Here is a 25,040-nt window from a genome sequence, read left to right as displayed (position 1 = left end):
CGTCGCTCATCCCAGCCCCAGATCGCCGAGCCCGAGTGCACTGCGATACGGCACCCCTTCGGCCTCGATGATCTCTGCCGCGCCGGTGGCGCGGTCCACCACCGTGGCCACCCCGACCACCACGCCGCCGGCTTCCCGGACGGCCCGCACCGCGGACAGCGGCGATGCCCCGGTGGTGCTGGTGTCCTCGACCACCAGCACCTGCTGGCCGGCGACGTCGAAACCTTCGATGAGCTTCTGCATCCCGTGGGTTTTCGCGGACTTGCGCACCACGAAGGCATCGATGGGCCGCCCGGCGGCGTGCATGATCGCGGTGGCCACCGGGTCGGCTCCCAAGGTGAGGCCACCGACGCCGGCGTACTCCCAGTCGCTGGTCAGTTCGCGCATCAGGGAGCCGATCAACCGTGACGCCCGGTGATGCAGCGTGGCGCGGCGCAGGTCGACGTAGTAGTCCGACTCCTTGCCCGAGGACAAGACGACCCGGCCCCGCACCACCGCCAGGTCGCGTACCAGTCCGGCGAGTTCTGCCCGGTCGGCTTCGGTCATCGCAGGTGCTGTCACGGCTGTGCTGTCTCCTGTCACGTTCGTCCCCGGCCCTTGCCGAAGGTGGTGGCCAAGGCCCGGACCATGTTGCGCGGTGCCAGTCGGCCCACAGTGGTCAGTATCTTGTACTGCCAGCCCGGGACGATCACCACGGTGCCTCTGCCGACGGCCGCCAGGCTGTCTCGCACCACGTCCTCGACGGAGAGCCACAGCAGGGCCGGCGTACCGGCCATGCTGATCCCGGCCCGTTGATGGAACTCGGTGCGCACGAACCCGGGGCACACCGCGTGGATGGAGACGCCGGTGCCCGACAGTCCGCCCGCGAGCCCCTCGGTGAAGGACACCACCCACGCCTTGGATGCCGAGTAGGTGGAGCCGCGCCCGGACACCAGGCCGGCGACACTCGCGATGTTGATCACCGTGCCTTCACCGGCGGCGATCATGGCGGGTAAGGCGGCCCGGGTGAGCTGCAGAACCGCTGTCACGTTGACGTCCAGCTGCGCTTGCAGCAGCGTGGGGTCGGCGGTGAAGAACTCCCCCGATGTTCCGAACCCGGCGTTGTTCACCAGCACCCGGACCCCGGACGCCAGTCGCTGGGCCACGGCCTGGCGATCCTCGGCGACCGCCAGATCGGCGGGCAGCACCTCGACCCCGCGGCCGTGCCGCGCACGCAGGTCGGCGGCCAGTGCGTTGAGCCGGTCCACATCGCGGGCGACGAGAACCAGGTCGTATCCATCAGAGGCGAGCCGGCGCGCATACCCTTCACCCAGACCCGAGGTGGGCCCGGTGATCAGTGCGGTGGGCGGGCTGGGGTGTGTACCGGTAGCCACCCGACAACCCTAGCTAGCGCTGATAATGCGGTGCTTGACGCCCGGTGCGCGGCAGTGGACGCCGGGCAGGTTCGGCCGGCGGCGCCTCCCGGCGGGTGAGCTCCGGGCTGATGGTGGGCCCGTCGGAGCGGGCGGGCGGCAGTTCACCCGGCCGGGCCGGCGCCAGCGGGCGACCGGGGGCCGCGTTCCGCCGTGGGTTTCCGGCCAGGGCGGCCTGCTGCGGAATCGGCGGCAGGACCCGCAACAGGTCGTTGAACTGGCGCACCGTGCGAAGCCCCTCGTCCCACTGGGCGCGGGTGCTGCTGATCGGCATGGACACCAGGGTCCAGTTCTGCTCGTTCCACATGATCTCGGCGCAATCGGGCGCGGTGTGGGCGAATGTCACCATCCGGCGGTCACAGGCGCGTCGCGCAGCGTCGAGATTGGTGGAGTACACCATCCGCGGGCCGATGGCACCGAGCAGCCACATGTCGTCCTCGCGGGGCTCTTTGAGGCCCTTGAGTCGCAGATCCATCACCACGTTGGTGCCCACCTTGCGGTGCAACGCGATGACGGTGGCGACGTCCTCGAGGTCGAAGATGAAGACGGCTTCACCGCGGATCTGTCCCAGCACGACATTGCGTGCGGTGACGTCACCGACTGTGGACATCACACCGCGCTTCCAGCGCTTGAGGATGTCAGCGGACTCCGGCTCGAAGTCGAAGCCATGGGACCGGGCCCACGACTTCCGGCGACGACCGAGCCCGCGACGTCGATCTTGATCGACGTACAGCAAAACCGCCGCACCCACGAAACAGAGTGCGGACAGCGTGAACCAGAGCGGGACCATTGCCCCCAGCCTACTGGGTGGGGGCCGTGTTGCCCGAACTCGAACGAATAACAGCTCGGTCACCTTCGGGCGCGGACAGACACAAACTCGCATGCTCAGCGCCTTGTGAGTGCGAGTTTGTGTCTGCCGAGCCCGGACCTAGCCGAGGATCAGGCCGTCGCCGTCGGCCGTGACATTGACCGGCACCACGTCACCGTCGTGCACCTCACCGGCCAGCAGCATCTTCGCCAACTGGTCGCCGATGGCCTGCTGGACGAGCCGGCGCAGCGGCCGGGCGCCGTAGAGCGGGTCGAACCCACGCTCGGCCAGCCACTTCTTGGCCGGCAGCGACACCTGCAGCTCGAGCCGGCGCTGCGCCAGCCGCTTCTGCAGCTGCTGCAGCTGGATGTCGACGATCTGGACCAGTTCCTCGGGGTTGAGGGCGTCGAAGATCAGCACGTCGTCGAGACGGTTGATGAACTCCGGCTTGAATGCCGCCCGGACCGCCGCCATCACCTGCTCCTCGGTGCCACCCGAACCCAGGTTGGACGTCAGGATCAGGATGGTGTTGCGGAAGTCGACCGTGCGGCCCTGGCCGTCGGTCAGCCTGCCCTCGTCGAGCACCTGCAGCAGCACGTCGAACACGTCCGGGTGGGCCTTCTCCACTTCGTCGAACAGCACCACCGTGTACGGGCGTCGCCGCACCGCCTCGGTGAGCTGGCCACCCTGGTCGTAGCCGATGTAGCCGGGAGGCGCACCGACCAGGCGGGCCACCGAGTGCTTCTCGCCGTACTCGCTCATGTCGATGCGAACCATCGCCCGCTCGTCGTCGAACAGGAAGTCCGCCAACGCTTTTGCCAGCTCGGTCTTACCGACGCCGGTCGGACCGAGGAACAGGAACGAACCGGTGGGCCGGTTGGGATCGGCAACGCCGGCCCGGCTCCGCCGCACGGCGTCCGAGACGGCTTGCACGGCCTTGCGCTGCCCGACCACGCGCTTGCCCAGCTCCTCCTCCATGCGGAGCAGCTTGGCGGTCTCGCCTTCGAGCATGCGGCCGGCTGGGATCCCGGTCCATGCCTCGACCACCTCGGCGATGTCGTCGGGCCCCACTTCTTCTTTGAGCATGACGTTCTCGCGGGCCTCGGCGGCGGGCAGCACCGCGTCGAGCTTCTTCTCGACTTCGGGGATGCGGCCGTACCGCAGCTCGGCGGCCTTGGCCAGGTCACCGTCGCGTTCGGCCCGGTCGGCCTCACCGCGCAGCGTGTCCAGTTGCTCCTTGAGGTCGCGCACCACGTCGATGGCGCCCTTCTCGTTCTGCCACCGGGTGGTCAGCTCCGCCAGCTTCTCCTTGTGGTCGGCCAGCTCGGCGCGCAGCTTCTCCAGACGGTCCTTCGAGGCCGCGTCTTCCTCCTTGGCCAGCGCCATCTCCTCGATCTCGAGGCGACGGACCAGCCGCTCCACTTCGTCGATTTCGACTGGGCGCGAATCGATTTCCATGCGCAGCCGCGACGCCGACTCGTCCACCAGGTCGATGGCCTTGTCCGGCAGGAACCGGCTGGTGATGTAGCGGTCACTGAGCGTGGCCGCGGCCACCAGCGCGGAGTCGGTGATGCGCACGCCGTGGTGCACCTCGTAGCGGTCCTTGAGGCCACGCAGGATGCCCACGGTGTCCTCCACCGAAGGCTCACCCACCAGCACCTGCTGGAACCGGCGCTCCAGGGCGGCGTCCTTCTCGATGTACTTGCGGTACTCGTCGAGTGTGGTGGCACCGACCAGTCGCAGCTCGCCGCGGGCGAGCATGGGCTTGATCATGTTGCCGGCATCCATCGCCGACTCGCCGGTGGCACCGGCTCCGACGATGGTGTGCAGTTCGTCGATGAACGTGATGACCTGACCGGCCGAGTTCTTGATGTCGTCGAGGACGGCCTTGAGCCGTTCCTCGAACTCACCGCGGTACTTCGCCCCGGCGACCATGGAACCCAGATCGAGGGAGACCACGGTCTTGTCGCGCAGGCTCTCCGGGACGTCGCCGGCGATGATGCGCTGGGCCAGGCCTTCGACGATGGCGGTCTTGCCGACGCCGGGCTCACCGATGAGCACGGGGTTGTTCTTGGTGCGGCGACTCAGCACCTGCACCACTCGACGAATCTCGTTGTCGCGGCCGATGACCGGGTCCAGCTTGCCCTCGCGCGCGGCGGCGGTCAGGTCGGTGGAGTACTTCTCCAGCGCCTGGTACGTGCCTTCGGGGTCGGGGCTGGTGACGCGGGCACTGCCGCGGACCTTGACGAACGCGTCGCGCAGAGCCTGCGGCGACGCACCGGCACCAGTCAGCAGTTTGGCCGTGTCACTGTCTCCGGTGGCCAGGCCGACGAGCAGGTGCTCGGTGGAGACGTATTCGTCGTCCATCTCGGTGGCCAGCTGCTGGGCGGCGGTGATGGCCGCCAGCGATTCACGGGACAGCTGCGGCGTCGAATTGGCGCCGCTGACGCTGGGGAGCCGGTCGACCAGACGTTGGCCTTCCGCACGGACAGTCGCGGGATCAACTCCGACCGCTTCCAGCAGCGGGGCGGCGATGCCGTCGTTCTGCGTCAGCAACGCCATCAACAGATGGGCGGGACGGATCTCCGGGTTACCGGCGGCGGTGGCCGCCTGCAACGCCGACGTCAGCGCCGCCTGGGTTTTCGTGGTCGGGTTGAACGAGTCCACGACACCTCCCTTTCCATGTACAACAGGGCCGCACGGAGGGCCCTTGAAATGCTTGTCGCCTTGCACAACGCAGTCAAGGTTGAGTCTGTTCCGCTCAACTCTAGGAATTTTTCGGATTCTTCGCCACCAGGACACGGACCGCATGCCCACTGTGACGGCCGTCAGTCGGGATAACGTCGCCAGATGTCCGACTCCACCCCTGGTGACTTCGAGTTCGAGCGCAAGTTCTTCCTCCGCGAGATGCCGCCGGTGGCGGCGTCCGACCCCAGCCCCCTGCTGATCGCGCAGGCCTATCTGTTCGCCGCGGACGGCTACGCGGTGCGCGTGCGACTGCAAGGCCCGGCCCCCGCCGAGGTCAATGTCTCGCCCGCCGAGCTCGTCGCCGCGCTGGGCGAGCAAGACACCATCGGCACCATGACGGCCAAGGGTCCCGCCGCAGGCGGCACCCGCTACGAAGCCGAGCGTGATCTCGACCCACTGGTGGCGGGCCAGATCGTCTCGCGTGCCGAGCATGTCATCGTCAAGATCAGGTCATCGGTCTGGCTGGGCGAAGACGGCTGGGTCATCGACCGGTTCCTGGGGGGCAACGCGCCGCTACTGCTGGCCGAGGTCGAACGTGACGGGCCGGTGCTCGATCTGGCCATCCCCTCGTTCTGCACCACCGAGGTGTCCGAGGACGACCGGTTCCGCAACGACCATCTGGCGCACCACCCGTACAGCTCCTGGGCCGAGGACTACCTGAGCGAGCTGGACCTGCTCGGGCCGAGATTCGTCGACAACCTGGGACGCAATCAGTTCGAGGGCAGCTGACCAACCCGAAGCGCACCACCCCCACCCACCCGCGAGCGAGCGTGTCTGTACGGAACACGCCAGCCTCAGACGTACAAATCCGCGCGCTCGGCGTCCACTGGTTGCCACCATCGTTCGAACGTATGATCGAACAGTGGGAAAGCTGCCGTCGATCGGTTACAACGGTCAGCCGCTACGGGAGCCGTTTCGACGGGTGCAGCCGCCGATCACGGTGCTCGTGGACCTGACGGTGCTGTTCCCGCGCCAGCCTCACCGTGACGGCCGCTATCACCCGCACGGTCTGCAGATGCACAAGGTCGTCGAGGGCCAGCTGAGCTGCTGGGGGCTGTGCGAACAGGGCGACTGGTGGGGCCTGGTGACCTACGAGGTGGTCTACGGCTCGCGCCGCAAGCCCGTGACGCACTGGGTTCCGGCGTGGACGCTCAAGCCCCGCGGCAACGGCACGAGTCCCCGCTGAGGCGCGGCCTCCTCATCCGGAAGTCCGGGACGACCTGGAGGCCGGCACCGCGACGGCCACCTGCAGCGCGGCGGCGACGACGAGCAGGACCAACGCGGGTGTCCAGGATGACGTCCACTCGTGCAGCAGGCCCGCCGTGAAGGGTCCGGTGGCCGCCAGCAGGTAACCGCCGGCGTTGGCCATCGCGGACAGGCCGGCGGCTTCCCTGGCGTCGGCGGCGTGGTAGGCCATGAGCAGAAACGCCACCGACAAGGCGCCCGCGCTGCCTGGCGCGGCGATGATCAGCCACGGCAGGGCGCTGCCGTCGGTGACCAGCAGGCCCACCGCGCCGATCAGCATCGGCAGGCTCGTCACCACGGTCACCAGGACGTAGCGGCCTGTCCGGTGCAGCCACCAGCTGACCACCAATCCGAACGGCGCGCCCAGCAATTGGTACACCAGCAGGTGCAGTGCGGCGCCCTCGACACCCACCCCGCGGCTGAGTTCGATGCTCGGCATCCAGTTGATGATCAGATAGAAGGTCAGCGACTGCAGGCCCATGAACCCGGTCACCGCCCACGCCACCGGTCGCTTGAGCTGACTGGCCCGCTCGGGTCGCGGCCCCAGGAACTCCTCGGGCCGTTCATCACGGCGCAGGAACCACACCACCGCCAGCGCGGCCGGCGGGACGGCCCACAACAGCAGCGTGCGCCGCCAGTCCCCGGTCCAGTCGGTGAAGACGATCGCCAGCCCCGACCCCAGCGCCGCGAACCCGCTCATCACCAGCGCGTTGGCGCCGGAGGCGATGGCGGCGCTGCTCGCGTAGTCGCGGCGCACCAGCACGGGAACCAGCACGTTGCCGATCGCGACGGCGCCGGCCAGGATCACCGTGCCCAGCCACAGCCCGGGAACGCCCGCGGTGGAGCGCACGACGATGCCGAGCACCAGGATCAGCGCCACCCAGCGCGCCACGACCGCGGGGCTGCCGTACCGCAGCGCCAGCGCCCCGAACGGTGCGACACCCGCGAACAGCAGCAGCGGCAACGAGCCCAGCATGCCGAGGCTGGCGTAGCTCAGGCCGGTGGTGGCGTTGATGTCGGGCAGCAGCGGCCCCACCGCGGTGAGCGCCGGCCGCAGACAGGAGGCGAGCCCGAAGACCGATACCGCGACGAGCACTCGCCCGCCGAGCATTCCCCGCACTGTGCCTCCTCATACCGCGGTGCGACGAAGACCCGCAGTACGCGACGCCAACTACTTCAATGGTCCTGAAAACGTTAGCAGTGGGGTGAATTCGCCCGGGTAGGCAGCCGTGCGGCGAGCAGCTGCGCCAGGTGTGTACCGCTGCGGTCGGTGAGGTCGTCGAGTTGTGTGCGGCAGGAGAAGCCGTCGGCCAGCACCACCGCGTCGGGGGCGGCGGACCGCACCGCGGGCAACAGTTGCTGTTCGGCGACCGCCACCGACACCTCGTAGTGGCCTTTTTCCACCCCGAAATTGCCGGCCAGGCCGCAGCAACCGCCGAGCCGCGTCACCCCCGCACCCGCGGCCCCCAGCAGCCGCGCGTCCGGGCTCCAGCTCATGACCGAGTGGTGGTGGCAATGGGGCTGGGCGATCACCCTGGTGCCCTCCAGAGAGGGAGGCTCCCACCCGCGGGCGGTCAGCAATTCCGCCAGCGTCCGGGTGGCCGCGCTCACCGATTCGGCGCGCGCACCACCGATCAGTTCCACCGCTTCCGAACGCAGCACAGCGGTGCAGGACGGTTCGATCCCCACCACCGGCACACCACGGTCGACGCTGGGAGCCAGCGCCTGCAGCGTGCGGTCCAGTTTGCGTCGGGCGGTGTCGAGCTGACCCGTGGAGATCCATGTCAGACCGCAGCACTGCTGCCGGTCGGTCAGTCGGGGCGTGTATCCGGCGTCCTGCAGGACCCGAACGGTGGCGATACCGGTGTCCGGCGAGAAGTAGTTGGTGAAGGTGTCGACGAACAGCAGCACCTCATCCCCCGTGTGCCTGAATTGCTGTCGCCGGAACCACGACCGGAAGCTCTGCGGCGCGAAGGCGGGGATGGTTCGACGGTGATCGACACCGGCCACCGCGAGCGCGGCCTGCCCCACACCGGGAATGCGCACACCGGCATTCGCCAGCCGCGGCGCGACGCTCGCCAGTTTCGCCCACCTGGGTAGCCAGCCCAGTGAGTAGTGCGAGGCCGGCCTGATGCGGCGCCGGTAACTCTGATGGAGCACCTCGGCCTTGTAGGCCGCCATGTCCACGCCCGTCGGGCAGTCCGACGCGCACCCCTTGCAGGACAGGCAAAGGTCAAGGGCCTCATGCACTTCCGGCGACCGCCAGCCACCGCGCACCTCGGTCCCGTTGATCATCTCCTGCAGGACGCGGGATCTGCCGCGGGTGGAGTCCTTCTCTTCACGGGTGGCCTGGTACGACGGGCACATCACCTCACCGATGCCGGTGTTGTCGGCCCGGCACTTCCCCACCCCGGTGCAGCGGTGCACCGCCTGTGTGAAGTCTCCGCCGTCGTGCCGGTAGGCCAGCGCGAGGTCGCGGCGCAGTACCGGTGCGGCGGGGATGCGCAGATCGGCATCCAGCGGCACCGGGTCCACCACGACGCCCGGGTTCAGCAGGTTGTCGGGGTCGAAGGCGTGTTTGACGGCGGCCAGCAGCGCCAGCGCGTCGGGTGAATACATCAGCGGCAACAGCTCGCCGCGGGCCCGGCCGTCGCCGTGTTCCCCTGACAAGGATCCGCCGTAACCGGCCACCAACTCTGCCGCGGCAAACATGAAGTCCCGGAACACCTTCGACCCGCCGGGGCGGTCCAACGGCAGGTCGATCCGGACATGCATGCAGCCCTCACCGAAGTGGCCGTAGGGCATGCCGGTGACACCGAATTCGGCCATCAAGGCATCGAAGTCGCGCAGATAGTCCCCGAGACGGGCCGGGGGAACCGCAGCGTCCTCCCAGCCTGCGTGGGCGGGGCGACCCCGCGGGCTGCGCGCCGCCAGACCGGCGCCGTCGGTGCGGATACGCCACAGCGTCGCCGCCCGCGCCTGATCCTCGACCACCAGCGCATCGATGGCTCCACAGGTTCTTCCGGCCTCTTCGGCACGGAGCCGGGCCTCCTCGGCGGTGTCGCCGACGACTTCGACGAACACCCATGCCCCGCCGGCAGGCAGGGGCGGCACCGCGCCCTGCCCCTTGCGTTCGCGGACCACGTCGACGATGCGGGAGTCGATGCCTTCGCAGGCGGTCGGCCGGTGTACCAGAATGGCCGGCGTGGCATCCCCGGCCGCCGCGATGTCGGGGTAGCCGAGCACCACCAGCATGCGGTGTGGGGGTTCGCGAACCAGGTCCACCGTCGCCTCGGTGCACACCGCCAGCGTGCCCTCACTGCCCACCAACAGCCTGGTTACGTCAAATCCGTTCTCCGGCAACAGGTGTTCCAGGGAGTAACCCGATACCTGTCGGCCGAACGTGCCGAATTCCGTGCGGATCGTGGCGAGCCCGGAGCGTGTCACCGCCGACAACGCATCCAGGATGGGCGAAGTGGGCTGAACCGCCCCGCGCGACGTCAACCGCAGGTCGTCGCCGTTCGCGGTGAGGATCCGCATCGCCGAGACGTTGTCCGAGGTGCGGCCGTAGCCCAAAGCTCTTGATCCGCAGGCGTTGTTGCCGATCATGCCGCCGATGGTGCAACGCGACAACGAGGACGGGTCCGGCCCGAACCGCAGTCCGAAGGGGGCGGCGGCCTTCTGCAATGTCGCTTGCACCAATCCGGGTTGGACGACGGCGGTGCGCGTTTCGGGATCGATGGACAGCACCTGGTTCATGTATCGGCTGAAGTCGAGGACGACGCCGGCGCCGACGGCGTTGCCTGCGATCGATGTCCCCCCGCCACGGGCGGTGACGGGGACGCTCTCCCGACGGCAGACGTCGAGGACCGCCGCGACCTCGTCATGGCCGGCCGGGAACACCACCGCCGTCGGGGTGACCCGGTACAGCGACGCGTCCGACGTGTAGGCCGCCCTGCTGGTGCCGTCCACCCGTACGTCAGCGATACCGGCAGCGCGCAGGGCCTCACCCAGGACTTCTGGCTTGATCATCCCTAGCATGCTACGACACTTGTAGCATGCTAGGCGCCGCGGCACCTTGCTACAGTGCGGAAATGGCCGAGGCCGAGCTCCAACTGTCACCCCTTCCCCAAGCGCAGGGCCGGCGTGCCGAGCAGGTGATGGAAGCGGTGCGGGCAGCGCTGGATGCCGGGGTGATGCGACCCGGCGTCAAGTACTCGGTGTACCAACTCGCCGACGCCCTCGGGGTATCCCGCACGCCGGTCCGCGACGCCCTGTTGCGCCTGGAAGAAGTGGGGTTGATTCGCTTCGAGGCCCGTCAAGGCTTCCGCATCCTGCTGCCCGATCCGCGGGAGATCGCCGATATCTTCGCCATCCGGTTGGCACTGGAACTTCCCGCAGTGCACCGCGCCGCCACGGTGTGCGACACCGCGCTGGCGGCGCGTCTGCAGTACCGCATGGAGGTGCTCCACGGCGCCGCGGCCGCCGGCGACGAACACACCTTCACCCGCCATGACCAGTTACTGCACGACCACATCATGGAAGCGGCCGGCAACACCCGCGCCCGGACGATTGTCAGGTCGCTGCGCGAGTCGACCCGACTGTTGGGCGCCACCACGGATCGGGCGCGCACGCTGTTCGACATCGACGCCGAACACCGGCCGATCATCGATGCCATCGTGGCGAATCAACCGAAGGTGGCCACCGAGGCCATGCGCACACACCTGACCTCCACCGGCCGCATCCTGGTTCCGCAGGCCATCCGGGACCAGGATTCGCACCTCGACGGCGAGGCGCTGTGGGCGCAGGCCGTCAACCGGCACGGCGACTGAACATCAGCGTCCGGTCGACTCACCCTTGCCCGCGGCCGACGGTTTGCGTCCGGACCCCTTGCCCTTGAACCCACCGAAGAACCGATACCGGGCGTGCTCCCACAGGTTGGACCGCGGAGTGCGCCAGCATTTCAACGCGTGATGCTCGTCGTGCATCAGACAGATGTTGCAGGACACGCACGCGGCACCGAGCTGGCCTCCGTCGGACAGCCGGCTGGCCAGGTCGGGTTCGCGAATGAAGGGCCGGGCCATCGACACGAAATCCGCCCGCCCCGAGGCGATCACGTCATCGATCATCGCCGCCGTGCGCATCCCTCCGACCAGGATGATGTTGGTGTCGACACCTTTGCGGACCGCATCGGCAAAGGGCAGAAAGTAGCCCTCGGGTTCTGCTGATCGGTGCAGGCGGTGAAAAAGCAGATCCTGCAACGCCCTTCGCCGGGTGACGGCGATGTAACCGCGGATGGACGCCGACACGTAGTCACTCATCAAGTTCGACGACACCTCCACACCGTCGAGGCCTGCCGCGACGAAGCTCGCGACACCGGGGACCGAGTCGCGGATCTCCAGACCGCCCCGCTGGTCGACAAGATCGGCGAGCCCGACTTTCATCGTGAAACCTCGATCCGCGGGGATCTGCGCGCGCATCGCGCGGATGATCTCCAACGGAAATCGGTCGCGGCGCAGCTGATCACCGCCCCAGTCATCTTCTCGGCGGTTGGTCAGCGGCGAGCGGAACTGGCTGATGAGGTAGCCGTTGGCGCCGTGCAGGTGCACACCGTCGAAACCGGCCTCCATGGCCCGGCGGGCGGCGCTCGCGAAAGCGGTTATGGCTTCTTGTATCTCGTCTTCGGTCGCCGCCCGGACCGGGCGGCCGGTCATCACGTTGTCCACGCGCGACGGCGCCAGCGGCTCGGTCTCGAACATCATGGACTGGCTTCCGGCGTGTGCGATCTGAGCGAAGATGCGACCGCCGCGCCGGTGCACGGTGTCGGTGACCCGCCGGAAATCCGGGATCGCATCGTCGGAGTCGAGCCCGGCCTGTAGTGCGCCGTACCGGCCGCGGACGTGACTGAAGATGTGACCGGTGAAGGCCAGCCCCACCCCGCCCGCAGCCAGCGCTTCGTGCAATCCGACGTAATCGCTGCCGATACGCCCGGCGGCGTCGGCCATGGATTCGCCGGTTCCGGCCCGGATCAAGCGGTTACGCATGTCGATGGGCCCCAGGAAGGCGGGCCGGAATGCCGATCCTGCGGCGCGGGGGCGCGACTCGCACGGTCCACGCGACAGCTCTTCGGGTTGCCCCATCACGGTCTCCGTTCGACGAGGGCACGGCACCGCTCCAGGCAGTGATGCGTGAGCACGCGGCTATTCAACAGCATTAAAACACGAGATAGGGCAGTTCGCATATGAATCGGTCGCCGGGCCTGCGGTGATTGCTGCGCGCGCGACGGCGGAATCCGCAGATCGTCGCCGTTGTTGGGTGTGATCAGCATAAACCCGGCGGCGGCCACCCACGCCGCAAGACCGGCCGGGCATCACGGTCCCCGTGAACTGTTAACAAACCAAGTCTTGACGTAGCTCAACAACGCAGTAATCATTTTTGTATGGCTGAAATCACTTCGGACGAGCGGCCGGTACTCGACGTCGGCATCCAGGATCGTGTCCCGCTTCCGAAGATGGGGCTCTTCGGTCTCCAGCACCTGCTGGCACTGACCGGAATCTGGATCTTCCCGGTGCTTCTCGGCTCGGCGCTGGAACTGAGTTCCCTCGACGTCAGCCATATCGTGCAGGCCTGTTTCCTGCTCACCGGCATCGTCACCATCCTGCAATCCAGCCGGATAGTTCGCCTGCCCATCGTGCAGGGGCCCACTGCGGCCTTCTTCGCCGCACTGCTGGTGTCCGGCGCCACCTATGGCCTGGGCACGGCCTTCGGTTCGATGCTGGTGGCCGGTGTCATCTTCATGCTTCTCACCATTCCGGTCGGTCGTCTCGGGTTGTTCGGCCACATAAGGAAATTCGCGGCCGACCCCATTGTCTTCGGGACGTTGTTCATCATCATCGGTGCTCAGCTGGCGAGCATCGGCCTGCCGGGCTGGTTCGGGGTCCAGGGCACCTCCGGTTACGGCTGGGCGAGTTTCTGGGTCGGCGCTGTGGTGGTGCTGGTGATCCTGGCGTGCATGGTGTTCGGCGGCAACACCCTGTTCAAGCGCGGCGCCATCGTGTGGGGCATCATCGCCGGCTCGGTGCTGGCACTGGCGACGGGCCTGTGGTCGCCGCCGGACCTCAGCCAGGCCGCGATCGTCGGAGTGCCGTCGCTGTTCCCGTTCGGGTTCGGCGTCGCGTGGCCGGTGGTCGTCCTGATGCTCCTGGCGTTCCTGCAGGCCGGCGCGGAAGCGATGGGTATGTACACGCTGGTCGCGGGTTGGGGTGGTGAGAAGCTGAGCCTCAACCGCATCAATCGCGGCCTGTTCACCGAGTTCCTCGGCACCTCGATCGGGTCGATGTTCGGCGGTATCGGCACCACTTCGTATCCGGAAAACGTTGGCATCATTCGCGTCACGCGCATCGGCAGCCGGTTCGTCACCATGGCGGCCGGTGTCTTCGCCCTGGCGCTGGCCTTCCTGCCGCAGCTCAGCCTCTTCATCGCCGGGCTGTCCGGTGCGGTCCTGTCCGCCGCCAGCACGGTGCTGTTCGGCATCATCGCCTTCAGCGGTGTCCAGATGCTGCGGAAGGTGGACTGGGATGACCTGAACATCACCGTGGCGGCCACCTCCTTCATCATCGCCCTCGGCGGTCAGTGGATCCCCGAGGACATCGTGGCGTCGATGTCACCGGCGGTGCAGAGTGTGCTCACCACACCGATGATGCTCGGCATCCTGATGCTCATCGGCCTCAACATCATCGTGAACTTCGGTATCCGCCCGTTTCTGGAACGGCGACGGGAAGCGACTCCGGAGCCGGCGGTGCACCTGTTCGATGCCAAGGGAGAGGACCAGAGGTGACGACGCACCATCACTACGTCAACGGCGAGCGCCGCGATCTCGATGCCCGAGGTGTGTTCGCGGAGTATCTGGACCCGGCCCATACCGCCGTCATCTCCATCGACATGCATGCCGGTCATCTCTCCGAGCGCGAGGACTGCCCGTGCCCAGCGCCGCGGGGCCGGGAGATCATCAAAGGTATCAACGCATTCCACGCCGACGCCCGCGCGCTCGGGATACCGGTCATCCACGTGCGGTCGGAACTGCGTCCGTCCGGGCGAGATGATGTCCTGGGGTCCAGTTCCAGTGCCTGGCGGCTCACCTTCCCTCAGTTCGCCGGCCCCATCCCCGGCGCGGACCAGCATGCCCTGGCCGGTTCGCAGTGGACGGAGTTCGTCACCGAGGTACTGCCGGGTGACGAGATCGTGACCGGGAAGAAGCGCCTCTCGGCGTTCTATCCGACCGATCTCGATTTCCTGTTGCGGCAGATGGGGATCCGGGCGGTGGTCATCAACGGCATCATGGCCGACTGCTGTGTCCTCAACAGTGCCTTCGAGGCGTCGAACATCGGCTACCGGGTGGTGATTCCTGCCGACCTGGTGCGGGGCACCAACGAATCTCTCGAGCAGGCCGCCACGGCGATGGTGTCATTGCATTTCGGGCTGGTCACCGACGCCGACGTGATCACCTCGGCCTGGGCGGGAGCTCTGCACCCCACCGCCTGACCGCAGACAGGACTGTCAGGGAACCAACAGCAGCTTGCCGACGGTGGCACGGGATTCGAGGGCGTCCAGCGCGGCCGCGACCTCGGACAGCGGGAATTCCGCACCCAGCTCCGGGCGCAGCACACCGCGGGCCGCCAGGTCCAGCAGCAGTGCCGCGCGCTCGGCCGCAACGTGCGCGTCACCGGCATAGTCGCGCCCTGCGGCGCGGGTGAGGAACAGCGAGGCCCGGCCCAGGTCTTTGGCGCTGATATCGGCGTCCTGGCCCGAGGCAGAGCCGTAGAGCACCATCGCTCCGCGTGGCCGCAGAGTGGCCAGAAGTGGTTCGGCGACACCGGCTCCCACTGCGTCGTACACCACGGCCACCCCTTGGGGCGCCACACCGCGGATCTCGTCGATCAGGTCCTCGCGGTAGGTGAAGACGTGAGAGGCACCCGCCCGGCGGGCCGCCTCGGACTTCTCCTGACTGGACACCACACCGATCACCTGCACACCGGCGGAGGTGAGCAGCTGGGTCAGCAGCACGCCGACGCCGCCGGCGGCGGCAGTCACCACCGCGACGTCTCCGACGGTCAGGTGCCAGGCGTCGTGGGCCAGGTAGTAGGCCGTGCCGCCCTGGAACAGCAGGGCGGCGGCCACCTCGTCGGAGACCGTATCCGGCACCCGGGCGAAGGACGCGGCGGGACCGACGACCACCTCGGCGAAGCTGCCCGGCACCTTGGACCACGCCACGCGTTGGCCGACCACGAGTCCGGACACATCGTCGCCCACCGCTTCGACGACACCGACACCTTCCGAACCCGGCACGCGGTGCTCGGGTACCGGGACCCGCCCGCGGCGTTGCATGACCTCCCAGAAGTTGACGCCGGCACGGGATACGCGCACGCGCACCTGCCCGGCCCCGGGCTGGGGTACGTCCGCCGCTTCCTGTACGGTCGGCGAAAGATTGTCGTCGAGAACGATTTTCAACGTCATGACATACCTCTGTCTGGTGTGGTGGTGCTCAGGCGTCGGCGGGCACGCCGATGTCGAACACCGCCATCAGCTGGGCCAGCGTCCGGTAGTAGCCCACCAGCGTGGTGAGCTCGACGATCGCCTGGACTCCGAGCGCCTCGCCGTATCGGGCGTAGTCCTGGTCGGAGACGGCGGCGCTGTCCAGCAGCGCCACACTCAGATCGGCCGCCGCCTGTTCGGCGGGATCCGCCGCAGCCAACTGCCCTGTCGACAGTTGTTCGAGCTCGCCGTCGGTGAGCCCGACCGCGCGCGCGACCCGCTCGTGGGCCCACCATTCGAAATCCGAGCCCAACTTGGAAGCGACCAGCAGGATGGCGATTTCGCGGACCCGGGCGGTGAGGCTGGTCCGGTAGCGGATGGCGGCTCCGAGTTCCTGGAGCGCGCCACCCATCCCGGGGACGTTCACCATGATGCCGAACGGCCCGTTCAGGGATCCGTCCTGGGCGACCACCGGGAAGTGCTGGGTCCCCTTGAGACGGTCACCGCCGGTGATTGCCTCGTACACCGCCCGCTGCTCGTCGGTGAGCTGGTCCGGTGTCAAAGCGCTCAGTCGCTGGGCCAACGCGGACCCTCGGGGTACGGGAAGTAACGGAAGGTGGGTTGCTGCTGCTTGCCGACCCGGCGGCCGAACACCACCCAGCTGAGCAGGAAGCCGAGCAGGCCGCCGATGAGCGCCTGGCCGTAGCGTTCCTTGATCATCGGCAGCACGAAGGACACCACGTCCAGACCGGCATCGCCCGCGGGAGCTGAAGCCGGAGCTGCTGCGGGACCGCCGACCGAGGCCGAGGGCGTGACCGGCTGTGCCGCAACACCGTTGCTCGAAGCGCCGCCGGGCGCGGTCAGCAGTGCCGACAGGTTGGTGACGAACTGCCCGATGAGCCGGTTGCTCACATCGGCGATGGCGCCGCGGCCGAACTGCGCCATCCGGCCGCTGATGTCCAGATCGGTGTCGATCAGGACACGGGTGCGGTTGGCTGTGACAGGCTCCAGCCTGGCGTGGATCTGCGCGTTGGCCGCGGCCTGCCCCTTGGGATCCTTCCCGGATGCCGAGATGACCGCGCTGTGGGTGGCGTCGTCCTTGTGGGTGAAGCGGGCCCGCCCACGGAAGTGCGCCCCGATGGGGCCGACCTTGATCTTCACATTGCCGAGGTAGTCGTCCCCCTCGACGCCATCGAGGGCGGCACCCGGCATGCACGGCATGATCCGAGGGATGTCGGTCAGCAGCTCCCAGGTGTGTTCCAGATCGGTGTCGATCTCGAACTCGTTCTTCAGTTGCATTGGCATTGGATGCCGCCCTTCGAGTTTCGGCCGACGATCAGCGGCCGGCGAGTCCTTCGATGACCTCGTCGGCACCGCAGTCGAAGAATGCCATGATGCGGCACGGGCAGGCCTCGCCGCCCTCGATCTTCCACGGGAAGGCGCCGATGATCGCGCGCTGGTTGAGAACGGTCTTCAGGTCACCGCCGACGTTCTCGGCATGGATGCAGCCGTCCTGGAAAGCCAGGTGGTGCATCGGGAAGATGTCGGAGGTGATCTCGCGGCCCGACATGTGGTGGGTATAGGTGTACTCGCCCAGGAATTCCTTGTAGGTCATCCCGACGTGCTCTTCGAACTTCTTGAGCAGATCAGGGCGCATGTTGCGGATCGTGGTGTTCATGGGGTGATCACCGGAGCCGGCATCGATTCCCCACCAACGGATTTCCATGTCGGCCATCCAACGGGCCAGCCGGATGCTGCCGCCCGGGTGCATGGTGAAGTAGCGCACCAGGTCCTGCCGCGGCATGCCTTGGTAGTAGTCGATGAAGCCGGTGTGGATGATCAGGATGTCACCCTTTTTGATCTCGACCTTCGAGGTGATGTGCTCGGGTTCGATGAGATCCCAGTCGCTGACCACGTCGGAGACGTCCACGATTGCGCCGGGGTGAATCAGCTTGTCCAGCGGCAGCGACGCCATGTCCAGGCCGCCGTCGGTGCCGTGCATGGGGCCGTCGAGGTGGGTGCCGGAGTGCAGCGAGCTCTCGATCCGTTGCGAGACAATCTGATTCGTCTGCAAGTTCTGGGTGTAGTACATCTTGCCACCCGGGTACCCGACCCAGCCGGGAGTGTGGATACCCCAGGGGTGGGTGAGATCGACAATCCGCATATAAGCCTCCTGAAATCAACTACGTTGAATCAAATTCTATGTCACTGAAATGGATTTGACCAGACGACGGACGAGATCCGGCCGAATCGGCACCGCGGTGATGCTGTTCGGCAGTCGCAGGGCGTCGTCGACGGCGGAGGCGACGGCGGCGGCCACGGCTGTGGTACCACCTTCGCCGGCCCCCTTGACGCCCAAGGGATTGATCGGGCTGGGCGCATCCTCGGTGACCAGCGTCTCCACGTCCGGGACCTCCAACACCGTCGGAATCAGATAGTCCATGAACGTCGTACTGGTCGGGGTGCCGTCCTCGGAATAGAGGAACTCTTCGTACACCGCGCCGCCGATACCCTGCGCGACGCCTCCGGCGATCTGCCCTTCCACCAACATCGGATTCAACGCGCGGCCAACGTCGTAACCGACGATGAAGCGTTCGATGGACAGGTTGCCGGTACCCCGGTCGATCGAGACCAGCGCGGCGTGCAGCCCGTACGGATAGGTCATGTGATCCGACCGGAACCAGCCGTCGGCGGACAGCCCGGGGTCTTCCTTCATCTCGCCGGCCCGCACCGGTTCCAGCAGCAGCGCGATCTCGCCCAGGGTCAGCACCTTCTGCTGGTCCTCGATGACGGTGACGGCACCGTCGGTCATCTTCGTCTCTTCGACGCTGACCTTGAACTGGTGTGCGGCCACCCGACGGGCCTTGTCCGCCAGTGCCTCTGCGGCGTGGGCGGCCGCCGATCCGGCCATCACAGCCAGCCGGGTGGCGAATGCGCCACGGCCGTACTCGAATTGGTCGGTGCGGCCCCGGACCACCCGGATCGAGTCGTGCGGCACCTGCAGGGTTTCGGCGACGATCTGGGCCAGCACGGTGTCCACACCCTGGCCCACCGACGACGCGCCGCAGCTGATGGTGATCAGGCCGCTGCCGTCGACGGAGACCCGGGCACCCTCGTAGGGACCGATACCGCTCTTCTCGACGAAGTAGCCGAAACCGAATCCCACCAGTTCACCCTGGGCACGCCTGGCCTGGACCTCGGCGCGGATGCCCGGGAAGTCGAATTTCGCCGACACCTTGTCCAGCAGCAATTCGTAGTCACCCGAATCGTGCACCAGGTGGGTGCCCATCGCCTGGATCGGCCGTTCGTAGGGCATCTCGGCGACCGGGATGAAGTTGGTACGCCGCAGCTCCGCCGGGTCGAGCGACAGTTCGCGCGCGATCTTGTCCATCAGGCGTTCGCGGGCGAACGTGCCCTCGTAACGCCCCGGCGACCGGTAGGTTCCGGCCGGGGTCTTGTTGGTCAGGCGGACGTGCGCCGTGGCCCGGAAATGCGGAATCACATACGGCCCCGGCAACATCGATGCCGTGAGCGATGCGACGGTGGCACCGTGGGTACGGACGTAGGCACCCTGGTCCAGGATGAAATCCGCGTCGAGCGCTTCGACCCAGCCGTCGGCCACCCGGACCAGCGCCCGCAGCCGGTGATGCTGGCCGCGAGAGTGATTGGTGGCCACCAGGTGTTCCTGCCGGTCCTCGATCCACTTGATCGGCCGGCGCAGCCGCATGGCCGCCACGGTCACCAGAACGTCTTCCGGGTAGAGCTCGCCGCGGGGACCGAAGCCACCACCAACGTGGGTCTCACGCACCAGCACCTGGTGCGGTGGCAGCCCTGATATCGCGGCAATGGCCTCACGGTTCCAGAACGGCACCTTGGCCGCACCGTCGACCACGAGCACCTGTTCGGACTCGTTGAACGCCGCCACCAGCCCGCGACACTCCATGGGCACCCCGGAATGCCGTCCGATCCGCGCGTCCATCTCGAACACACGGTGGGTGCCCGCGGCCACCAGCGCATCGGCCCCGGCGAACGCGGCGTCGACGTCGCCGTACTCTTCGACGAAAGTGGTTGCTTCCGAGTCTTGTTCGGGCATCTCCTGCCCCGTCCCGGCGGCCCAGGTGGCCTGCTCACCGTCGATCCAGACCCGCGGCTCCAGATCGGCGTCGATGCGCGCCTCCAGCGGCTCGATGTCGATCTGGACCAGCTCTGCGGCATCCTCGGCGAAGTAGGCCGACGTCGCGAACACCACCGCAACCGGCTCCCCGACATAGCGCACGAATCGCCTTGCCAGGGCCGGCTGTCGGTACGGCAGCAGTTCCGGTCGCGGGGTCAGCCGGAAGGCGATGGCCGGCAGTGTCTCGATGTCGGCGTAGGACCACGCCGCCACCACGCCGTCGACATGCAGGGCCGCCGTGACGTCGACAGACACCAGTCGCCCGTGGGCGATCGGCGAGCGGACCACCCGCATGTGCAGTTCACCGGCGTAATGGTTGTCAGCGGCGAAGCGCCCCGCGCCGCGAAGCAGCACAGGGTCTTCGATGCGCCTGGCGCGGGCGCCGATCATGCCGGGGTCTCGTCGGCGACGGGTTCCTCTCCGCGCATCACGCGCTGAGCGCTGAGCGTGGCTTTGATGATGTTCTGATATCCGGTGCAACGGCACAGGTTCGACGAGAGCATCTCGCGTATCTCGTGTTCGTCGGCGTCCGGATTCTCCTCCAGGAACCCGGCGATCAGGGTGAGGAAACCAGGGGTGCAGAAACCGCACTGCAGACCGTGGTTGTCCCAGAACGCCTGCTGGACGGGGTGCAGTGTGGTGTCGTCGGGTGCCAGGCCTTCGACGGTACGGATGGATGCACCTTCGGCCTGTACCGCGAACATCAAGCAGGCCCGGATGGGTTGTCCGTCCATCAGCACGGTGCACGCGCCGCATACCCCGTGCTCGCAGCCCAGGTGGGTACCGGTCAAACCGCAGTCGTCGCGCAGGGCGTCAGCGAGCGTGCGACGGGGTTCGACGTCCAGGTCGTAACGATCGCCGTTGACGTACAGGCGAAGTGAACTCATGGGGTGATCTCCTGCGGGTCGGCGGGGTGGCGGGCAGGCTGGATGTCGCGGCGCTGGCGGATCGCGGTCCGGATCCGGTGCGGGGTGGCGGGAAGATGAAAGACACCGACACCGAGCGGGCTCAGTGCGTCGCTGATCGCGTTGGCGATGGCGGCGGGCGCACCGATGGTGCCCCCTTCGCCCACGCCCTTGGCTCCGGTCAGCGACGCCGGCGACATCGTGTAGATGTGGGCGATCTCGATGTCCGGCACTTCGGCGATGGTGGGCGGCAGGAAATCCATCAGCGATGTCGTCACGAGAACGCCTCTGTCGTCGTAGATCAGCTCTTCGAACAGTGCGTTGGCGATGCCCTGGACCACCCCGCCGTGAATCTGTCCGTCGACGATGGCGGGGTTGATCAACTTGCCCGCGTCCTCGGCGACCAGGAACCGGGTGATCTCAACCTGACCGGTGAGCGCGTCCACCTCGACCTCGGCGACGTGGCAGGCGTTGGCGAACGTACCCGACGGGTCGTAGGTGCCGATGGTCTCCAGCGCCGGCTCACCCTTGTCCGGGATGAGGTGGCTGGAATGGTAGGTGTCCCGCGCGATCACGGCGAGGTCGACGGCCTGAGCCGAGCCGTTGAGCCTGGCTTTGCCGTCCTCGAGCACGATGTCGTCGGGCAGCCCACCGAGCCGGTCGGCCGCCAGGCCGCGGATACGCTCGGCCAGCTCCTTGGCGGCGATCAGTGAGGCCCCGCCGGCGATCACCATGGCGCGGCTGGCATAACTCCCCCAGCCGTACGGGGTGGCATCGGTGTCGCTGGCGATCACCCGGACCTGGTCCGGACGCATCCCGAGCTCGTCGCACACCACTTGCGCCAGAGTGGTTTTCAGGCCCTGACCGTGCGGGGAGGCCCCGATGCGCAGCGTCAGTCCCCCGGACGGGTCCATGGTCAGGATGACGCGCTCGAACCCGGGGGTGATCACCGGCGCGGCCTTGGTGGGGTCGAGCCCGAACGGACGTGACCGGGCCGCAAACGCGGGCGTGCCGTAGCCCGTGCGTTCGGCAAAGCAGGAGAAGCCGATACCCAGGTAGCGCCCTTCCTGCAAGGCCTTGGCCTGGCGTACCGCGAAGTCGTCGAGGTCGGCCAGTTTCGCTGCCGCGGCCAAGGTTTCGCGATGTGACGCCAGGTCCAGCACCAGTCCGGTGGGAGCGCGGTGGGGGAACTCCGAGATCAGGTTCTTGTCGCGGATCTCCACCTTGTCCAGGCCCAGTTGGGCGGCGGCACGGTCCATCAGACGTTCCATCGCCAGCACCTGCATGGGCCGTGACACACCGCGGTACGGGGCGATCGGGCACTTGTTGGTGGCGACGGCCCGCGAGCGCACGTCGTACTCACCCACCTTGTACGGGCCCGGCAACTCGGCGAGTGCCATCAGCGGCTCCACCGCCCAGGTCACCGGGTAACAGCAGTAGGCACCGACGTCACAGATCAGATCGCCACGCAGAGCCAGCAATTCGCCGTCGGCGGTGAAGGCGCCCTCGATGTCGTAGACCTGCTCGCGGCTGTGCCACGAGGCCATGAAGTTCTCTTCCCTGGTCTCGATCCAGGCCAGGTCGCGGCGCAGGTGCCGCGACGCCCACACCAGGGCGACGTCCTCACGCGCCAACGTCATCTTGGCGCCGAAGCCACCACCCACATCCGGGGCGATGACCCGCAGGTCGTCCTCGGCCATACCGATACAGTCAGCGATCCCGGTGCGCGTGACGTGCGGCATCTGCAGGGTCGCGTGCAGGGTGGTGCGTCCGGTGCTGCGATCGTAGGCGGCGTGGGCGGCTCTGGCTTCCAGCGGCATTGCACTCTGACGGCCGGAGCTCACCCGCACCGAGACGACGGCGTCCGCTTCGGCGAACGCGTCGTCGGCCCCCGGGGTGGTGATCCGGCCGTCCACCATGGTGTTGGGGGCGTTGGGATGATCCTCGGGAACGGAGTCATGCACCAGCGGTGCGCCCTCGGACAGCGCGTCCACCGCCGAGAGCACCGCGGGCAGCGGTTCGATCTCGACGTCGACGAGTTCGGCGGCGTCCTCGGCGGCGGCCTCGGTGTCGGCCACCACGAAGGCGATCGGATCACCGACGAACCGCACCACGTCGGTGGCCAGGATCGGGGTGCCGACCTCCACGAAATCGGGCCGGTGCAGTGCCGCCCGGATGGGCGCGACGTCCGCGAGATCCTCTGCGGTGAAGACGGTTACACCGGGCGCCGCCGTCACCGAGACGATACGTCCGGAGGCCACCGTGCTGCGGATGAACCGCACATGGGCGCAGCGCTCGTTGCGGGAGGCGACGTCGGCGACGTAGCGCCCCCAGCCGCGCACTATCGCGGGATCCTCGAGCCGGGGCAGCGCCCGGCCGGTCCAGGTGGTGGGTTGAGTGGGTGCCGCGGCCATCAGGCGCCGACCAAGGTGGCCCTGCTCAGCGCGCGGGGCAGCAGCGCACGGACCAGATCGCGGCGGTAGTCCGCATCGCCGTGCGTGTCGCTGGGCGGATCGACTTCGCCGGCGGTGGCTTCGGCGGCCGCCACCAGCAGTTCGTCGGTGAGCGGCTGGCCGACCAGTGTCTGCTCGGCGGCGGCGCTGCGGAAGGGCACTTCACTGACTCCGCCGATGCTGACCCGGGCCTCCCGAATCACGTCGTCGACCACGCGAATCGCGGCGGTGGTGGTGACGATCCCGAAATCCCCTGCCCGGCGCGCGAATTCCGCAATGCCCGCGTTCCAGGTGTCATCGAGGACGGGCAGGGACACCTTGACCAGGATCTCGTCGGGCTCCAGAGCAGTGGTGAAGATGGACTGGAAGAAATCGGCGGCGGCGATGGTCCGCTCACCACGCGCCTTGCTGACCGCGGTCATCTCGGCATCGAGCAGCGAGGCCACCAGACACCACTCGGACGCGGCGTCGCAGTGCGCGATCGAACCACCGAAGGTGCCGCGGGTACGGATCGGCAGGTGCCCCACATAGGCGGCCGCTTTGCGCAACAGCAGTCCCAGCGGCCCTTCCAGTGAGTTGTGCTGGACCTCGATGTGGCGGGTCCTGGTCGCGATGGCCACCCGGTCACCGACGATCTCGATGCCGGACAGTCCGGGAACCCGGTTGATGTCCACCAGATTGGCCGGGCTGGCCAATCGGAAGTTCATCATCGGCACCAGGCTCTGGCCGCCGGCGAGGATCTTGGAGTCGTCGGGTTCGGCGGCCAGGATGTCCAGCGCTTCGTCGAGACTGGCCGGCACGTGGTACTCGAACGGCCGCGGCTTCACCAGGTTCTCCCTTCGTATGTCACGGCATACACGTCGGTACGTCGGTCCTCGCGTGGCCGGATGCGCTCGCCACGCACCCGTGCGGCGCGAATTGCCTCGAGGTCCAGCGTGGCCGTCGCCGAGTCGGCGGCGGTGCGGGACAACGGTCCGGCGAGCAGCTCGCCGAATGCGTCACAGGCCACCGAACCGCCCAAGGTGGCAGGTCCGCCGCGCGCCGCCCCGGCGACCTGGCTCACCGCCACGACGGCCACCTGATCCAGATTGGCTTGTGCCAGAACAGAATCCACGTGACGGGTCCCTCCGGCCACGGGGACTGTCCGATCGAACCCCCCGACCCAGGCAGCCGGGGCGAGAACGATCTCGGCACCACGCAAGGACATCGTACGGAGGACTTCGACGAACCGCAGGTCGTAGCAGATACACACGCCGATTCGGCCAAAAGCGGTGTCCGCGACCGGAAGACCGAGATCCCCCGGGGTGTACACCCCTTTCTCCAGGTCGAACAGGTGGAGCTTGCGATAGTGCAGCACCGGGCCGTCACCGTCGACGATCACAACGGTGTTGAAGATGTTGTCACCGTCTCGTTCGCAGAAGCCGTACGCGACCAGGCGCTCGAACTCGCCGGCCAGCTCGACGAAGGCGGCCGACGTGGGTCCGTCGAGCGGCTCGGCGATCTCCCGGGCCAACTCGCGGTCGACGACGTAGCCACTGATGGCGAGTTCGGGGAGCACCACCAGATCGGCGCCGGCGCTCAAGGCGCCCCGCGTGCGCGCCAGGGCGGTGCCGCGATTCTCCTCGACCCGGCCGACGCTGACGTCGATCTGCTCCAGGGCCACCGTGACAACGGCGTTCTCGGCCGTCACCGGTTCACACCGGACGAGGAAGTTAAGGCTGACCGAATTTCGCCGGATGGAAACCGGATCCGGATCGCCTGTCC

Annotated in this window: 21 protein-coding genes; 5 read left to right on the top strand and 16 right to left on the bottom strand. The window is 67.7% G+C overall.

The genetic code is table 11. The annotated features are described in order from the left end of the window. Positions 1–6: 6 nt before the first annotated feature. The 4 genes from pyrE to clpB all read right to left on the bottom strand — a co-directional run bounded on the left by pyrE (position 7) and on the right by clpB (position 4,887). On the bottom strand, positions 7–546 hold the full coding sequence (gene pyrE / locus AC3A6P_RS22960) for an orotate phosphoribosyltransferase (RefSeq protein WP_487694189.1): 540 nt from the start codon (positions 544–546) through the stop codon (positions 7–9). A 32-nt stretch (positions 547–578) separates the two neighbouring features. Beyond that, positions 579–1,373 carry an SDR family NAD(P)-dependent oxidoreductase gene (locus AC3A6P_RS22955; protein ID WP_487694130.1) on the bottom strand — a complete coding sequence of 265 codons (795 nt, stop codon included), beginning with the start codon at positions 1,371–1,373 and terminating at the stop codon, positions 579–581. 13 nt (positions 1,374–1,386) lie between these two features. Continuing rightward, a complete protein-coding gene (ttfA, locus tag AC3A6P_RS22950) occupies positions 1,387–2,202 on the bottom strand; it encodes a trehalose monomycolate transport factor TtfA (RefSeq protein ID WP_487694129.1) in 816 nt (271 codons plus the stop codon). 138 nt (positions 2,203–2,340) lie between these two features. Further along, entirely contained in the window at positions 2,341–4,887 is a 2,547-nt protein-coding gene (gene clpB, locus AC3A6P_RS22945) for an ATP-dependent chaperone ClpB (protein WP_487694128.1), read from the bottom strand. A gap of 183 nt (positions 4,888–5,070) precedes the next feature. Between clpB and AC3A6P_RS22940 the strand changes: the two genes are divergently transcribed. Beyond that, positions 5,071–5,697, top strand: a complete 627-nt coding sequence (locus tag AC3A6P_RS22940; RefSeq protein ID WP_487694127.1) for a CYTH domain-containing protein — start codon at positions 5,071–5,073, stop codon at positions 5,695–5,697. A 133-nt stretch (positions 5,698–5,830) separates the two neighbouring features. Continuing rightward, a complete protein-coding gene (locus AC3A6P_RS22935; RefSeq protein WP_487694125.1) occupies positions 5,831–6,154 on the top strand; it encodes a hypothetical protein in 324 nt (107 codons plus the stop codon). A 12-nt stretch (positions 6,155–6,166) separates the two neighbouring features. Here AC3A6P_RS22935 and AC3A6P_RS22930 read toward each other — a convergent pair whose 3' ends face one another. Both AC3A6P_RS22930 and AC3A6P_RS22925 read right to left on the bottom strand, forming a co-directional pair. Then, on the bottom strand, positions 6,167–7,324 hold the full coding sequence (locus AC3A6P_RS22930) for an MFS transporter (protein WP_487694187.1): 1,158 nt from the start codon (positions 7,322–7,324) through the stop codon (positions 6,167–6,169). 83 nt (positions 7,325–7,407) lie between these two features. Further along, a complete protein-coding gene (locus tag AC3A6P_RS22925) occupies positions 7,408–10,254 on the bottom strand; it encodes an FAD-binding and (Fe-S)-binding domain-containing protein (protein WP_487694124.1) in 2,847 nt (948 codons plus the stop codon). Between the two features lie 53 nt (positions 10,255–10,307). On the opposite strand from AC3A6P_RS22925, the gene AC3A6P_RS22920 reads away from it, so the two are divergent. Beyond that, positions 10,308–11,045: a GntR family transcriptional regulator gene (locus tag AC3A6P_RS22920; RefSeq protein WP_487694123.1), complete on the top strand. Its 738-nt coding sequence runs from the start codon at positions 10,308–10,310 to the stop codon at positions 11,043–11,045. A 3-nt stretch (positions 11,046–11,048) separates the two neighbouring features. On the opposite strand, the gene AC3A6P_RS22915 is transcribed toward AC3A6P_RS22920, so the two are convergent. Then, positions 11,049–12,353: an oxidoreductase gene (locus AC3A6P_RS22915; protein ID WP_487694122.1), complete on the bottom strand. Its 1,305-nt coding sequence runs from the start codon at positions 12,351–12,353 to the stop codon at positions 11,049–11,051. A gap of 299 nt (positions 12,354–12,652) precedes the next feature. On the opposite strand from AC3A6P_RS22915, the gene AC3A6P_RS22910 reads away from it, so the two are divergent. Next, entirely contained in the window at positions 12,653–14,050 is a 1,398-nt protein-coding gene (locus tag AC3A6P_RS22910) for a uracil-xanthine permease family protein (protein ID WP_487694121.1), read from the top strand. Next, complete coding sequence (locus AC3A6P_RS22905; protein WP_487694120.1) at positions 14,047–14,754, top strand: cysteine hydrolase family protein; 708 nt, start codon at positions 14,047–14,049, stop codon at positions 14,752–14,754. The genes AC3A6P_RS22910 and AC3A6P_RS22905 overlap by 4 nt, the downstream gene beginning before the upstream one ends. Positions 14,755–14,769: 15 nt before the next feature. Here the strand turns inward: AC3A6P_RS22905 and AC3A6P_RS22900 are convergent, their stop codons facing one another. Genes AC3A6P_RS22900 through AC3A6P_RS22860 form a run of 9 tightly spaced genes read right to left on the bottom strand, consistent with a single transcriptional unit; the run spans position 14,770 to position 24,966 of the window. After that, positions 14,770–15,726 (bottom strand): zinc-binding dehydrogenase, encoded by a 957-nt coding sequence (locus AC3A6P_RS22900; protein WP_487694119.1) that lies wholly within the window; start codon positions 15,724–15,726, stop codon positions 14,770–14,772. A 28-nt stretch (positions 15,727–15,754) separates the two neighbouring features. Beyond that, positions 15,755–16,306 (bottom strand): carboxymuconolactone decarboxylase family protein, encoded by a 552-nt coding sequence (locus AC3A6P_RS22895; protein ID WP_487694118.1) that lies wholly within the window; start codon positions 16,304–16,306, stop codon positions 15,755–15,757. A gap of 5 nt (positions 16,307–16,311) precedes the next feature. Further along, positions 16,312–17,049: an SRPBCC family protein gene (locus AC3A6P_RS22890; protein ID WP_487694117.1), complete on the bottom strand. Its 738-nt coding sequence runs from the start codon at positions 17,047–17,049 to the stop codon at positions 16,312–16,314. 31 nt (positions 17,050–17,080) lie between these two features. Beyond that, a complete protein-coding gene (locus AC3A6P_RS22885; protein ID WP_487694116.1) occupies positions 17,081–17,908 on the bottom strand; it encodes a cyclase family protein in 828 nt (275 codons plus the stop codon). Positions 17,909–17,944: 36 nt separating this feature from the next. Beyond that, on the bottom strand, positions 17,945–20,308 hold the full coding sequence (locus AC3A6P_RS22880; protein ID WP_487694114.1) for a xanthine dehydrogenase family protein molybdopterin-binding subunit: 2,364 nt from the start codon (positions 20,306–20,308) through the stop codon (positions 17,945–17,947). Next, positions 20,305–20,805, bottom strand: a complete 501-nt coding sequence (locus AC3A6P_RS22875) for a (2Fe-2S)-binding protein (RefSeq protein WP_487694113.1) — start codon at positions 20,803–20,805, stop codon at positions 20,305–20,307. Before AC3A6P_RS22875 ends, AC3A6P_RS22880 begins: the two co-directional genes overlap by 4 nt. Further along, entirely contained in the window at positions 20,802–23,237 is a 2,436-nt protein-coding gene (locus AC3A6P_RS22870; protein ID WP_487694111.1) for a xanthine dehydrogenase family protein molybdopterin-binding subunit, read from the bottom strand. Before AC3A6P_RS22870 ends, AC3A6P_RS22875 begins: the two co-directional genes overlap by 4 nt. Then, positions 23,237–24,103 carry an FAD binding domain-containing protein gene (locus AC3A6P_RS22865; RefSeq protein WP_487694110.1) on the bottom strand — a complete coding sequence of 289 codons (867 nt, stop codon included), beginning with the start codon at positions 24,101–24,103 and terminating at the stop codon, positions 23,237–23,239. The genes AC3A6P_RS22870 and AC3A6P_RS22865 overlap by 1 nt, the downstream gene beginning before the upstream one ends. Continuing rightward, on the bottom strand, positions 24,100–24,966 hold the full coding sequence (locus AC3A6P_RS22860; protein ID WP_487694109.1) for a nitrilase-related carbon-nitrogen hydrolase: 867 nt from the start codon (positions 24,964–24,966) through the stop codon (positions 24,100–24,102). Before AC3A6P_RS22860 ends, AC3A6P_RS22865 begins: the two co-directional genes overlap by 4 nt. Positions 24,967–25,040: the final 74 nt, after the last annotated feature.

The organism is Mycobacterium sp. Soil_C_30, assembly GCF_057656995.1.
The sequence above is the reverse complement of the archived record's forward strand: the minus strand, read 5'-3'. Positions and strand labels throughout refer to the sequence as shown.

What these genes read in the sequence shown, in the direction of transcription:
- pyrE (WP_487694189.1), bottom strand. Translation starts at nt 546, where the DNA reads ATGACCGAAGCCGACCGGGCAGAACTCGCCGGACTGGTACGCGACCTG.
- ttfA (WP_487694129.1), bottom strand. Translation starts at nt 2,202, where the DNA reads ATGGTCCCGCTCTGGTTCACGCTGTCCGCACTCTGTTTCGTGGGTGCG.
- AC3A6P_RS22940 (WP_487694127.1), top strand. Translation starts at nt 5,071, where the DNA reads ATGTCCGACTCCACCCCTGGTGACTTCGAGTTCGAGCGCAAGTTCTTC.
- AC3A6P_RS22930 (WP_487694187.1), bottom strand. Translation starts at nt 7,324, where the DNA reads ATGCTCGGCGGGCGAGTGCTCGTCGCGGTATCGGTCTTCGGGCTCGCC.
- AC3A6P_RS22925 (WP_487694124.1), bottom strand. Translation starts at nt 10,254, where the DNA reads ATGCTAGGGATGATCAAGCCAGAAGTCCTGGGTGAGGCCCTGCGCGCT.
- AC3A6P_RS22920 (WP_487694123.1), top strand. Translation starts at nt 10,308, where the DNA reads ATGGCCGAGGCCGAGCTCCAACTGTCACCCCTTCCCCAAGCGCAGGGC.
- AC3A6P_RS22915 (WP_487694122.1), bottom strand. Translation starts at nt 12,353, where the DNA reads ATGGGGCAACCCGAAGAGCTGTCGCGTGGACCGTGCGAGTCGCGCCCC.
- AC3A6P_RS22910 (WP_487694121.1), top strand. Translation starts at nt 12,653, where the DNA reads ATGGCTGAAATCACTTCGGACGAGCGGCCGGTACTCGACGTCGGCATC.
- AC3A6P_RS22900 (WP_487694119.1), bottom strand. Translation starts at nt 15,726, where the DNA reads ATGACGTTGAAAATCGTTCTCGACGACAATCTTTCGCCGACCGTACAG.
- AC3A6P_RS22890 (WP_487694117.1), bottom strand. Translation starts at nt 17,049, where the DNA reads ATGCCAATGCAACTGAAGAACGAGTTCGAGATCGACACCGATCTGGAA.
- AC3A6P_RS22885 (WP_487694116.1), bottom strand. Translation starts at nt 17,908, where the DNA reads ATGCGGATTGTCGATCTCACCCACCCCTGGGGTATCCACACTCCCGGC.
- AC3A6P_RS22880 (WP_487694114.1), bottom strand. Translation starts at nt 20,308, where the DNA reads ATGATCGGCGCCCGCGCCAGGCGCATCGAAGACCCTGTGCTGCTTCGC.
- AC3A6P_RS22875 (WP_487694113.1), bottom strand. Translation starts at nt 20,805, where the DNA reads ATGAGTTCACTTCGCCTGTACGTCAACGGCGATCGTTACGACCTGGAC.
- AC3A6P_RS22870 (WP_487694111.1), bottom strand. Translation starts at nt 23,237, where the DNA reads ATGGCCGCGGCACCCACTCAACCCACCACCTGGACCGGCCGGGCGCTG.